This window comes from Sinobaca qinghaiensis (assembly GCF_003610495.1).
Classification (GTDB): domain Bacteria; phylum Bacillota; class Bacilli; order Bacillales; family Marinococcaceae; genus Sinobaca; species Sinobaca qinghaiensis.
Genome location: NZ_RAPK01000008.1, coordinates 88420 through 100675 on the forward strand (window position 1 = coordinate 88420; position 12256 = coordinate 100675).

At 46.3% G+C, this 12256-nt stretch carries 15 protein-coding genes and 1 riboswitch; of the genes, 2 read left to right on the forward strand and 13 right to left on the reverse strand.

What is annotated here, in order from left to right; translation table 11 throughout:
* Positions 1-4: 4 nt before the first annotated feature.
* On the forward strand, positions 5-892 hold the full coding sequence (locus tag ATL39_RS07790) for a metal ABC transporter permease (RefSeq protein WP_120192761.1): 888 nt from the start codon (positions 5-7) through the stop codon (positions 890-892).
* Positions 893-924: 32 nt separating this feature from the next.
* Here ATL39_RS07790 and ATL39_RS07795 read toward each other — a convergent pair whose 3' ends face one another.
* The 9 genes from ATL39_RS07795 to ATL39_RS07835 all read right to left on the reverse strand — a co-directional run bounded on the left by ATL39_RS07795 (position 925) and on the right by ATL39_RS07835 (position 8181).
* On the reverse strand, positions 925-1377 hold the full coding sequence (locus ATL39_RS07795; RefSeq protein ID WP_120192762.1) for a GtrA family protein: 453 nt from the start codon (positions 1375-1377) through the stop codon (positions 925-927).
* Between the two features lie 39 nt (positions 1378-1416).
* Complete coding sequence (locus tag ATL39_RS07800; RefSeq protein ID WP_120192763.1) at positions 1417-2565, reverse strand: glycosyltransferase family 4 protein; 1149 nt, start codon at positions 2563-2565, stop codon at positions 1417-1419.
* A gap of 21 nt (positions 2566-2586) precedes the next feature.
* On the reverse strand, positions 2587-3735 hold the full coding sequence (locus ATL39_RS07805) for an NAD-dependent epimerase/dehydratase family protein (protein WP_120192764.1): 1149 nt from the start codon (positions 3733-3735) through the stop codon (positions 2587-2589).
* 322 nt (positions 3736-4057) lie between these two features.
* Positions 4058-4402: a YflT domain-containing protein gene (locus tag ATL39_RS07810; RefSeq protein WP_120192765.1), complete on the reverse strand. Its 345-nt coding sequence runs from the start codon at positions 4400-4402 to the stop codon at positions 4058-4060.
* Positions 4403-4461: 59 nt separating this feature from the next.
* Positions 4462-5478, reverse strand: coding sequence for a ThiF family adenylyltransferase (locus tag ATL39_RS07815; RefSeq protein ID WP_120192766.1), 1017 nt, complete (start codon positions 5476-5478; stop codon positions 4462-4464).
* Complete coding sequence (locus ATL39_RS07820) at positions 5475-6242, reverse strand: thiazole synthase (protein WP_120192767.1); 768 nt, start codon at positions 6240-6242, stop codon at positions 5475-5477. The genes ATL39_RS07815 and ATL39_RS07820 overlap by 4 nt, the downstream gene beginning before the upstream one ends.
* A 3-nt stretch (positions 6243-6245) precedes the next feature.
* The gene (thiS, locus tag ATL39_RS07825; RefSeq protein WP_120192768.1) at positions 6246-6449 is read right to left on the reverse strand and encodes a sulfur carrier protein ThiS; all 204 of its coding nucleotides are present in this window, start codon (positions 6447-6449) and stop codon (positions 6246-6248) included.
* Entirely contained in the window at positions 6433-7575 is a 1143-nt protein-coding gene (gene thiO, locus ATL39_RS07830) for a glycine oxidase ThiO (RefSeq protein ID WP_120192769.1), read from the reverse strand. The genes thiS and thiO overlap by 17 nt, the downstream gene beginning before the upstream one ends.
* Positions 7576-8181 (reverse strand): thiamine phosphate synthase, encoded by a 606-nt coding sequence (locus tag ATL39_RS07835; protein WP_120192770.1) that lies wholly within the window; start codon positions 8179-8181, stop codon positions 7576-7578. It abuts the gene before it with no gap.
* Between the two features lie 52 nt (positions 8182-8233).
* Positions 8234-8341, reverse strand: a riboswitch (TPP riboswitch).
* Between the two features lie 133 nt (positions 8342-8474).
* Here ATL39_RS07835 and ATL39_RS07840 point away from each other — a divergent pair.
* Positions 8475-8687, forward strand: a complete 213-nt coding sequence (locus ATL39_RS07840; protein WP_120192771.1) for a tautomerase family protein — start codon at positions 8475-8477, stop codon at positions 8685-8687.
* A 56-nt stretch (positions 8688-8743) separates the two neighbouring features.
* Here ATL39_RS07840 and ATL39_RS07845 read toward each other — a convergent pair whose 3' ends face one another.
* The 4 genes from ATL39_RS07845 to ATL39_RS07860 form a co-directional block, all read right to left on the reverse strand.
* Positions 8744-9142, reverse strand: coding sequence for a FixH family protein (locus ATL39_RS07845; RefSeq protein ID WP_120192772.1), 399 nt, complete (start codon positions 9140-9142; stop codon positions 8744-8746).
* Between the two features lie 71 nt (positions 9143-9213).
* On the reverse strand, positions 9214-10113 hold the full coding sequence (locus ATL39_RS07850; protein WP_120192773.1) for an AEC family transporter: 900 nt from the start codon (positions 10111-10113) through the stop codon (positions 9214-9216).
* A gap of 77 nt (positions 10114-10190) precedes the next feature.
* The gene (locus ATL39_RS07855) at positions 10191-11669 is read right to left on the reverse strand and encodes a potassium/proton antiporter (RefSeq protein ID WP_120192774.1); all 1479 of its coding nucleotides are present in this window, start codon (positions 11667-11669) and stop codon (positions 10191-10193) included.
* 15 nt (positions 11670-11684) lie between these two features.
* Positions 11685-12233 carry a tyrosine-type recombinase/integrase gene (locus ATL39_RS07860; RefSeq protein WP_120192775.1) on the reverse strand — a complete coding sequence of 183 codons (549 nt, stop codon included), beginning with the start codon at positions 12231-12233 and terminating at the stop codon, positions 11685-11687.
* Positions 12234-12256 lie beyond the last annotated feature (23 nt).

Sequence of the window (12256 nt, forward strand, 5' to 3'; positions counted from 1 at the left end):
CGCTTTGCTTTACGAACTATGGATTTTAGCGATCAGTTCGCTTGTCGCTGCTACATGCGGCATTGTTGGTACATTTCTTGTACTGCGCCGCATAGCAATGGTGGCGGATGCCATCAGCCACACTGTCCTGCTGGGCATCGTCGGGGCGTTTCTGGTCTCCCAGACGCTTGAAGGCCCGCTTATGCTTATCGGAGCCGCTGTAGTAGGACTGGCAACCACTTATTTTATTCAGGTGCTTGATAACGCGGGCGTGCCTGCTGACGCGGCTATTGGCGTGGTATTTACCTCTTTATTCTCTGTCGGCGTTATTCTTGTTTCTTTATATGCAAGAGATGTTCATTTAGACGTGGATCACGTCTTGATGGGAGACATCAGCTTTGCTCCGTTCCATACGATAGAATGGAACGGCATTCCAATGGGACCGCAGGCGTTCTGGGTGATTCTGGCCGTCTTTATTATTGATCTTGCTTTAATCCTTCTACTGTATAAGGAGTTCAAAATCACTTCCTTTGATCCGGCACTTGCTGCGGCCCTTGGTATTCCGGTAACATTGATCCATTATCTTCTGATGACAATGGTTTCTATTACAGCCGTCGCTTCCTTTGATGCCGTAGGCGCCATTCTGGTGGTCGCTCTTTTGATTGTTCCGCCGGCTACCGCTTACCTTCTCACGGAAAAGCTGAGCCGGATGATTATAGTGAGCGCTTTGACAGGAGTAGCTGCGGCGGTTACCGGCTATTATACGGCTAAATACTTTAATGTATCGATCGCAGGCTGTATTGCCAGTGCTGCAGGCGCTCTGTTTCTTATTGCCTTTCTATTCTCCCCTTCCCAGGGTATTCTTTTACGAGGCAGGCAGAGAAAAAAAGCAGCTGCCCCCGCCTCTTCCTAAATACAAAATAAGCTGCAGCCAATGGCCGCAGCTTATTTTTCTTTATTCAGATGCGAATCTTTAAAAACGAAATATTTTATCATAAAGAAGCTTGCCGTAAAGGAAAGAAACATTGCTACTCCCTTTGCTAAATTATAGCGGAGCCAGCCGGGTACACCGACAGCCTGAAACAAAGTATTGCCGCCGATGAACACAAGGTTATTTACTCCAAGGCTTACGAGTCCCTGAAGCACAAAAGCCATCCTTTGTTTACCGCTGCCTTTCGCAGAATCCCTGAAGGTAATCAGAACGTTCCAGATATAGCTGTTCGCTACAGCCAGGCAGTAGGATATCGTGTTATAGGTAGTCAGCATAACCCGTTCATCCGTTGGAAAAAAGTAAAGAAGCAGGTTGAGTGTGCCAATATCTACAGCGGCATTGGATATGCCAATGGCACTAAACTGGGCGTACTGAAATAGTCCTTTTCTTTTTTTCTTTTTTTCCATAGGTATCCCTCAGTTCAATCTGGATGCAGCTCATACCTGTCAGGAACCGGAAAGCTCTTCTTTGCTTTCAGCAGGTTTTTCCCCGGAAACAGCCTGTTCATAGATAGCTTCAATCTGCTCAGCCACCTGGTTCCAGCTGAAGCTCTGGACATCCTGGTGGGCCTGATCCGCCATTTTTTTACGCAGAAGCTCGTCTTCAAAGCGAAGAACTGTTCTCGTAAAGTCCCCTTCTACGTCAGGCTCATATAAAAGCCCTGTTTTTCCATCTTCGATCTGTTCTCTGGTAGGTCCGCTCTGTGCAGCCACAAGAGGCAGTCCGGATGCCATTGCTTCCATAATAACGAGACCCAGCGTTTCCGTAGTAGAAGGAAACACAAACACATCTGATGTGGCAAAGGTTTCTGCCAGTTCCTCCCCGTGCATAAATCCGGTAAAAATCGTATTCGTACCTTTGAAATGTTCTTCGAGAGCCTGGCGGTGCGGGCCGTCTCCCACAATAGCAAGAACAAACGTATCCGACTCTTCCAGAACATGGCGGACTTTTTCAATTTCTTTTTCCGCAGCCAGTCTCCCTACATAAAGCAGCAGGGTTTTTTCGGGCTGGCCGCCTGTCAGCCGGCGGCGCATGGATTCACTGTATTTGTCCGGGGAAAACTGCTCTGTATTTACCCCGCGCTTCCATAAATGCATACGCTCAAAATTACGGCTCACCAGCTCATCTTTAACGGTCTGCGACGTACATAAATTAATATCCGCCTGATTATGCATTCTGCGAAAATGCCACCACATCAGCCATTTCAAGCTGCCAAGTTTATAATAATCCATATACTGCGCCAGGTTCGTATGATAAGAGGCGACAAGCGGCAGATTAAGCTGCCTTGCATATTTAATGCCTGCATATCCTACCACGGCCGGGTTTACTACATGGACTACATCCGGTTTATATTCCTTCAGATGTTTTTTTACGACCGGATGCGGGACCGCAAACTGCTTGGAACGATAAAAAGGAAACGTAATGTGGGAAAGGCCGATTACTTTTGCTCCTTTATATTCATAAACTCCAAGGTCAGGTGCGTAAATCCGCACTTCGTGCCCCTGGTCAAGCAGCCAGCTGATGCAGGCTGTAAGCCGGGTTACGATACCATCTGTGGAAGGCAGAAAGGTTTCAGTTATTATGGCTATTTTCAACAGGAACACACTCCGTTTTTATTATTTCCAGGTTACGTTCGGAAGAACGTTTTCTTTTACAACGCGGTCTTTATGAGTCAGTGCTGCGTGAAGGATCTCTTTGATTACATCATCTGTCAGCATAAACGGTTCAAGTCCAAGGTCAAGAAGATTTGTATTTACCGCACGGTAAAAATGCTCTTCCGCCTCGATACGCGGATTGTCATACTTGCCGACTTCCACTTCAATGCCTTCTTCTTTTGCTACACGCTGCACCATTTCCGCTAAGTCCGTAATCGAAAATTCTTCTGTAAACTGGTTAAATACGCGGAACTCACCATTGTCTGCAGGGTTTTCAGCAGCAATTTCAATACAACGTACGGTGTCGCGGATATTCAGGAAGCCTCTAATCTGCTGGCCTTTCCCGTAAACAGTCAGGTCATGTCCGATAGCAGACTGGATAATAAAACGGTTTAATGCTGTTCCAAATACGCCGTCATAATCGAGGCGGTTCACAAGAACCGGATCCATAGCCGTTTCTTCTGTGTCCAGGCCGTATACGATACCCTGGTTTAAATCGGTGGCACGAATACCCCACGTCTTGCAGGCAAACATAATATTGTGGCTGTCATGCACTTTTGATAAATGGTAAAACGAGTTTGGCTGCTTTGGGAAAGGAAGCACATCTTTTCTGCCTTTATGCTCAATTTCGATATAGCCTTCCTCGATTTCGATGTTAGGAGTTCCGTACTCTCCCATTGTTCCAAGCTTAATTAAGTGGCACTCCGGCACAATTTCTTTAATGCCGTATAGTACGTTCAGTGTTCCTACGACGTTGTTTGTCTGGGTGAAAACAGCATGCTCGCGGTCAATCATGGAATAAGGTGCGGAACGCTGTTCAGCAAAGTGGACAAATGCATCCGGCTGCTCCTGCTTTAACACCTCACGAAGAAAATCATAGTGATTTAAGTCTCCTTCGTATGTACGAATTTCTTTTCCAGTAAGCTCTTTCCATTTCGCTACTCTTTCTTCTAGTGTAGCAAGAGGGGTAATAGAGTTGGAATGAAGTTCCTCGTCCCATTTTCTTCTGATAAGATTATCTACGATCGATACGTCATGTCCTTTTTTGGAAAGATAAAGGGCTGTCGGCCAGCCGCAGAATCCGTCTCCGCCTGCAATAATGATTTTCATTGTGTTTCTACCTCCAGGTCATATATTCCATCCTATCCGGCTGGAATAGTCTCTTTTTGTTTAAATTAGTACTGCTTGTAAAAAAACCGCATAGTATACCTAATTATACACGTAATAATACGAAAATATATGTATAAAAGGTACACACCCTGTCCATAGTATACTATACAACATTTGTTTTAAAGCCGCTATTTTATTTGCTGATTATTTATGTAACTTTTAGTTTTCTGCGGGGTTATACCATGCTTTTACATACTGGTGTTTTACTATATTTTACAGAAAAAAGAGGTGCCCTCCAAAGAAGGCACCCCATTCTTTTTGATTATAGACTTAAATCAGCCGGCGCATCTTTTACGACAAGAATAATTTTCCCGTCGTCGAGCTTTTCTTCCAGCTCTTCTGCTTTCGCTTCTGTATAGCCAAGCTCCTGGAATTTTGCACGAAGCTCGTCTCCCTGTTTGCGGAATACGTTTTTGATGCTCGCGCCGATTCCCTGCTCCTTGGCACCTGCCGGGTTGGCATCTGCTTCATCTGCTACACGATTTGTTCTTTCTTTGTCGTGCGTCACGATGAAAATGTTATCCTCATTGATGCCCTGTGTTTTTAATCTGTCTACAGCTGTTACAGCCTCATCGTCGTTTAAATATTCTTTATAAAATGGTTCCATTGTTTATCTCTCCCTTCTCAGAAGAGTGTTCCCCGAAACAAAAAATTTAAAACTTTCTTTTATCCGCCCACAATCTGATGATAAATTTTTCGTGCCTTCGCCTTATCCGTTTCTCCATGAATAATGGCACGGCCGTCTGCAAACAAAACGATTCTTTTTTCTTCCCATTCCATTACAAGCAGATGGGAATTGGATTTTCGTACTAAACGTTCATGCTGTTCTTTCAGACGACCCAATGAGGCTTCTGCCGTTTTTGCCGGACGGATTTGTACAGCATCCCGTCCGCACAGCGTTTCCAGCGAAGATCTGGATTCCCACTGAAGATACGGGTAATCAGCTTTCGTTCCACAGGAAGTACAGTCCTGTTTTTTTAATTTGTCCAAATTCATCGTGCGGTGTTCATTTTTCCAGACATCAAAAGAAAGCAGCGTCCGCCGCAGATCTTTCTCGTTTCCGCTTAATAATTTTAAAGCCTCCGCAGCCTGGTGGGCACTGACCATCTGCACAGCCGGAGCAATAATACCCGCCGTATCACACGTCTCCCCATCCATTGGAATGTCCTCCATCAGACAGTGCAGGCAGGGGGTGTCCCCGGGAAGAATGGTATAGGTGAGTCCATAGCTTCCTACACAGGCTCCATATACAAAAGGAATCTGTTGACGACAGGCAAAATCGTTTACCAGCATGCGGGTTTCAAAGTTATCGAGGGCATCAATAATAATATCTGCGGGCAGAAAGGATTCCAACAGGGATGGATCCACTTCGCCTACGACAGCTTTTATATCGGCATGCCGGTTAATGTCGAGGAGGCGTGCTTCTGCCGCGGCGGCTTTTGCTGTAGAGTTGTCTGCATCCAGTTCAGTATACAGCTGCTGGCGGTTTAAATTGCTGTGCTCCACGTAATCCCGGTCTACAATAGAAACTGCTCCGACTCCCGCCCTGACAAGCGTTTCTGCCATACTGCTTCCTAAAGCGCCCGCGCCGATAATAACGGCATGTTTTTGTTCAATAGACTGCTGACCCTTTTTCCCAATGGGCGCGAACAGCTCCTGACGGGAATAGCGGCCGTCGTTCACAGCTGGCTCATTCCTTCCGTTGGACTGCTTGCCTGCGCATAGAATTTCTTTTCTGTACGCCCGGCTTCATGTCCAAGTTTTCCTGCCTGAACGGCCAGCTTCATCGCTTCTGCCATTTTCACCGGCTGATCAGCTCCTGCCACAGCAGTATTCAACAATACACCGTCTGCCCCGAGCTCCATTGCATAGGACGCATCTTTCGGACTGCCGATTCCTGCGTCTACAATAACAGGTACAACCGCCTGTTCTATAATATGGGCTAGGTTGTAGGGGTTGACGATCCCAAGGCCGGTACCGATAGGAGACGCCCCCGGCATAATCGCGTGAATGCCCAGCTCCTGAAGCTTTCTTGCGAGTACTACGTCATCTGAAGTATACGCGAGCACCGTAAAGCCTTCCTTCAAAAGCTGTTCGGAGGCCTTCAGCGTTTCTACAGGATCCGGCAGCAGGGTTTTATCACACCCGATCACTTCCACTTTAATCATATCGCACATGCCGGCTGCATCTGCCATTCTTGCTATTCTCACGGCTTCTTCAGCCGTCTTTGCGCCTGCGGTATTTGGAAGCAGCCTGTATCCTTTAAGGTCCATATCTTCGAAAGGATCCGGCTGCGAGCTGTCAAAGATATTCATACGCCTGACGGCAAATGTCAGCACTTCCGTTTCTGACGCTTCCACCGCCTGTTTCTGCACCTCAGCTGTTTTGTATTTCCCCGTGCCTAAAAATAGTCGTGATGCAAAAGAAAATTTTCCAATATTCAGCATATCTCATCCTCCTCCTACAAAATGAACAATTTCCAACCGGTCGTTTTCATTCAGCAGCGATTCTTTCTGTTCAGGTTTAGTCAGAATTTCCCCGTTCTTTTCTACAACAGATTTTTTGTGTGCAACGTTAAAATGAGCAAGCAGCTGCTCGACAGATTCCACCGTTTCCGGTATCTGCTGTTCTTCTCCATTAATGGTAAGCTTCACTGGAAACACCTTCCTTTGTTTGTTTTCGATAGGGAGAAAAAGCCCTCTCCCATTCCTGATTTACCGTCTCTCCACAAATGGTTCGGGCAAGCCAGTCTCCTGTTCCCGCTGAAAGCAGAATACCGTTCCGGTAATGCCCCGCTGCCATCCAGAGACCTTGATTGTCTATCGAACCAAGATAAGGAAGTCCATCTGCAGACTGCGGCCTGATACCGCTCCATGCCTGATTGAATTCCGCCCCGGCAAGGCCCGGCACCAGCACAAATGCGCTTTTCAACAGGTCATGAACGGAACCGGCGTATACCTGTTTTTCCATACTTGCCGGATGCTCGGTTGCTCCGATAGTAACCGTGCCGTTTTTCTTCGGCACAAGATACACGTCTGGAGCGTGGATCGTTGACGTAAAGAGCTGCTTTTTGGGACGGATCGATAAAATATCTCCTTTAACGGGAATCATTTCCGGCATTATGGCAATATCACCTTCCAACAGGTCTGTCCAGGCTCCTCCTGCCATCACTACATGCTCCGCTTCAACTGCTCTTCCTCCTGAAATCACTTCATATCCCCCGGGTTTCTTCTTAATAGAGAAAACAGAGGTATGCTCCATTATTTCTGCACCTAAATGAACAGCACTTCGGGCATAGGCCTGCGTCAGATATGGAGCCATCACCTGGCCGTCCTCCGGCATATAAAGAGCGCCTTGAACGGTCTCATCTTCAAGACCCGGCTCTTTTTTCTGCAGGTCCTCCCGGGTCAGCCAGCTGACTTTTTCGCCTGCTTTCTGCTGAAATGCGAGCACCTCAAGCAGGCGGGCTGTTTCTTCATCCGTATGAGCCGTTTTAAGCATGCCGTTTTTGATATAGTCCACCTGCACATTCGAATAGGATTCCAGTTTAGGTACCAGCTCGTCGTACATTGCACGGCTCGCTCTTGCAAAATCAAAAAAAGCACCTTTACTGTTAATCTCCACCTGGGCGCCGAGCATACCGGCAGCGGCGCTGGAGGCCTCACTGCCGATCGTGTTTCGTTCTAAAAGAAGCACTCGTTTTCCTTTTTCTGCGAGATGAAAGGCAGTCGAACAGCCATTAATACCGCCGCCGATCACTACGGTATGATAGGATGTCATTTATTTTCCCTCCTTGTTAAGTTTCGTAGAATAGGCGCAGGCCTGCTGCTCCGGATCTGCTGCTTCATAAAGACCCGACAGCACCGCAATCCCTGCAGCACCGGAGCGAATACAGGCTTTTACCTGTTCAGGCGTAATTCCGCCAATGGCTATTACCGGCAGGTGTGACTCTCGGGCAACAATAGAAAGCTGTTGAAGACCCCGCGGTTGAAGATCTTGTTTACTAGCTGTTGAAAATACATGCCCGAAAAACAAATAGTCCGCGCCGGCCTGTTCTTTTTCACGGGCGGCTTCCCTGCTGTGAACAGACCAGCCGGTAATGAGGCTTTGTTCCGGCTTTTGTACAGCAGCTTCTTTCAGATGAAAACCGGTGCCGCTGAAACAGCTTCTTTTTTCTTCGGGTATATTCAAGCGGATCTGCTCCGGCGCCACCCCTTCTTTCTGCAGAAATTCTATGGCGGTTCGTAACTCTTCAAGAGACCAGAGAGGCTCCCGAACGTGAAAACAATCCGTATATTTTTTGATTTTTTTAGAAATGTACATCCATTCTTCCAATGTCTGCCGGCCTGTCGACACCGCATGCAGTTCGTTTCGTTGGATATTCATTAAAAAAGCCGCCTTCCCCTGAGGGAAGACGGCTGTTGGTTTCTGCTGAGAGAAGCAGGACAAGCCACTTCCCTCCGCTGGTATATCCAGATCAGGTTCAAAGAGTCCCGAAGTATCACTTCAATCTCAGCCCTTTTAAAAGGCACCCCTAGTGGTAACACTATTAAATTGGTTCTAGTGTTTATCGTAAGCTATTATTGTTTGAATTGTCAATCAACATAAACAAACTACTGTTTAAACCGTAAGAAAGCTTTATACTAAATGCATACGTTACTAAAAAGGAGAGATACATCATGCCATTTGTAAATATTAAAATTACGAAGGAACAAAAGCCCGCTACGCCGGAACAAAAGCAGCAGCTTATTGAAGGGGCTACAAAACTGCTTCAGGATGTTCTCGGAAAAAATCCGCAGACGACCGTCGTTGTGATTGATGAAGTGGAAACCGATAACTGGGGCATTGGAGCTAAATCTGTTTCGGAAATCCGCAAGAAAGACACGCTCTAATTCAAACAGCATAGCTGATTTACAAACAGGGAGGGTGTCTGATGCCCTCCATTTCTTTACTCTACTTCCAGTTCCTCTGTCGGCATGCTGTGCATATTACGGGCTGTTACGTGCGCTGTAATAAAATAAGTGCCGCTTTCCTCGAACGTATACTCCAGCGTGTATTCTCCGCCGCTTTTATGCTCTCCTTCTATCTGTTCTCCCGTTTCCTGCTCTCCTTCTCTCCATATTTCAAATAAAACCTCGTTCGCATCTTCTACCGCTTCTCCTTCCTGCTCTACCTGAGCTTCAACCTGGACCGCTTTTCCAGCCTCCACTGTTTCATCCGTATGTATGGCTACTTCAATAGGTTCGGTGCTTGGAGGTTCACTTTCGGCTTCTGATTCCCCGGAACCGCCGCATGCACTTAACAAAAGAAGCATAAAAGCCGCGCTTCCTGCTGCCCATTTTTTCATAAAAAAGCTCCCTTCTCTTTTTTACTCTTCATCTTTCATTATAGCGTGAGTGCGCTTTCTTTGTTACCCCCTCAAGTACCAATTATTAATAACAGTATCCAGAGGGAAGGAACACTTAGAATCGTAGTCAACAGTGTAATGCTGGAAACCAGATCGGGGCTCGAATGAAACTCTACCGAAATCATCGCAATTGTGGCCGCGGTCGGCATTGCCACTGCCACTATCAGTACGGTACTTAAAAGATCATTGGTCTGCAGCAGTTCGGTTAATCCCCAGGCAATGACCGGCGAAACTACAAGCCTTACGGCGGTGCCGATGCTGATCAGCTTCCATTCGAGCGAAGCCAGCGAAATTTTAGCCAGCTGCATCCCAAGTACCACCATAACAACAGGGATCGAGGCTTCTCCGAGCATGCTGATGCTGTCAAAATAAGTCGGCGGGATCGTTACCTGAAGCCATTGAAACAAAACACCTAAAAGCAGGGCAAAAAAAGCAGGCATTTTTAATACGACGCGAAGCGCATCCGCCCCTGTCATATTGCTCCTGTTTGCGATATACACTCCTATCGTGCTCATAAAAAAGGACTGAATCACCATAAAGATAACAGCGTAGGCAAATGCCTGCTCTCCAAAAGCAAACAATATAAGCGGCGCTCCATAGTTTCCGGCATTCATAAACGAGGTAGACAAAGTCATTCCGCTTTCTGTCGGGGCATCCCAACGCAATACCCAGGTCAGCAGCTTATTTAATAAAAGCATTACAATTAAAAAAATCACAGCAAACAACACAATCAGAAATACATCATAGTCAGGCTCTGTGGTATAAAATGTCCGGAATACCAGAGCAGGCGTCAATATGTATAAAGCCACACCTGATACAGAGCGGACATCGAGCAGCTGTTTTTTTTGCAGCAGAAACCCTGAAAGAAAAATTAATCCTATAGGAATAAGCGTACTGATTAAAACGCCCATATACTCATCCTTTCTGAAATAACAAGTAAAGCGGGACCTGTACAGGCCCCGCTTTATTAGTTTATCATATTTTATTCTTACCGATTCGGCTTTCCTTTTAACATCTGCTTAAGCTGCTTTTTCTCAGAACGGGAGACAAGAATATAAAGAAAATCCTCTTCCTGGATAACCGTTTCCCCATAAGGCGTAACCAGATCTTCATTACGGACGATAGCACTGATCAAAACGCTGTCCGGAAAGTGAATTTCCTGCAGGGTTTTTCCTAAAATAGGGGTATTCTGATCCGTCTGAAATTCAATAATTTCCGCATTGGCCTTGCCGATCGATATCAGCTCAATAGAATGATAGGGCACTTCTTTTTTGGGACCGGAAAGCTTCAGTTTTTTTGCCAAATACGAAATACTCGATCCTTGAATTAAGGCGGACGTAAGCACAATAAAGAAAACAATATTAAACAGCAGGCCGCCGGATTCTACGCCGGCCACAATCGGAAACGTAGCAAGTACTATTGGAACCGCCCCGCGCAGTCCCGCCCAGGATATAAATATCTTTTCTTTAAAACTATACGATGTGCCGATCGTCGAAATAAAGGTCGCTGCCGGTCTTGCCACCAGCATAAGCGTGGCGGAAAGGAGCAGGCCGGCAATAACAATAGGAGGGCTTAAAAGCTGTTCCGGAAAGGCAAGCAGTCCCAGGATAATAAACATCGTAATTTGAGCCATCCAGGCCAGACCTTCATTAAACCGGAAAATAGAATGGCGGTAGGTCAGTTCGGAATTACCCACGATTAAAGCGGCCACATACACCGCAAGAAGGCCGCTGGCTCCTGCAAATGCGGCCAGCCCGTATGTAAGCAGGGCAAAAGAAATAGCAAAAATCGGATAAAGTCCACTCGAATCCAGGTTAATATGGTTAATCGAAAGTGACGCTATTTTTCCTAATACCAATCCAATAACAAGTCCCAGGCCCATCTGCCAGAAAAATGACCCTATCAAAAGCAGATAGCTTGGCTCTTCGAGGACGACCAGTTCGATAAAGGCTACGGTTAAAAAAACAGCCATCGGGTCGTTCGTTCCCGACTCCGCTTCAAGCGTCGCTCCTATTTTGGTTTTGATGTTGCGTTCTTTTAATGCGGCAAAAACAGCAGCCGCATCGGTAGATCCAACAATCGAACCGAGCAGAAAGGCCTCTGTCCAGGAAAGATCGACTATCAGCTTGGCTGCCACGCCGACGATAGCCGAGGTCAGGATCACACCTGCAGTAGCGAGCGACAACGAAGGTCCGAGAACTTTCTTTATAGTAGGCCATTCCGTCTGTGATCCGCCTTCAAACAGAATAATAACAAGAGCAATGATACCGATCAGCTGGGCGTATTCTACATTGTCGAAGAAAATAATGCCGAGGCCGTCGCTGCCCATAACCATACCGACTAGAATAAATAAAATCAGCGAGGGCATACCCAATTTAGATGAGAATTTGGTGACCACCACCCCAATAATAAGAAGCAGCGCCCCCAGCAGAATAAAACTGTCTGTGCTAAAGCTTGCTGAAATCATAGATGGTCTCCTTTTTTATAGATTGACATCCACTTTAGGAATTACTTCATTCTTCTCAACGCCTATATATTTTCTCGTTTCAGCCGGACTTGCATGGTGGAATCGTTTTTGAATAAGAGAAACCGCAATTCCTTTGTGATAAGCGTGATAGCCGAACGTTTTCCGAAGGGTATGCGGACCAATTGTCCCCTCCACCCCTGCTTCTTTGGCCGCCTGTGTCAGAATACGGTACGTCTGCTGTCTTGTGATTGGTTTTTCCAGACGGGAGGATTGAAACAAATACGTCTGACTTCCGGCCGTACCGGATGCGGAAAAATAATAATGAAGCGCATGGTGGATGCTGTCATTTATGAATATTTCTTCTTTGCCGATAGACAGAAAACGCATTGGCGTGTTTCCATTTTCCATCATATCGCTTACTTCAATTTTCAGCATTTCACTTATTCGGAGTCCTGTGTTAATAGCAAATACAAAAAGCAGATAGTCACGGGCCGAATGTTTTTTTAAGGCAGCTTTCAAGGCCTCTATGGTTTCGATGCTGACAATAGGCTTAACAAATTCCATGATTCACCTCTTTTATGTGTCAT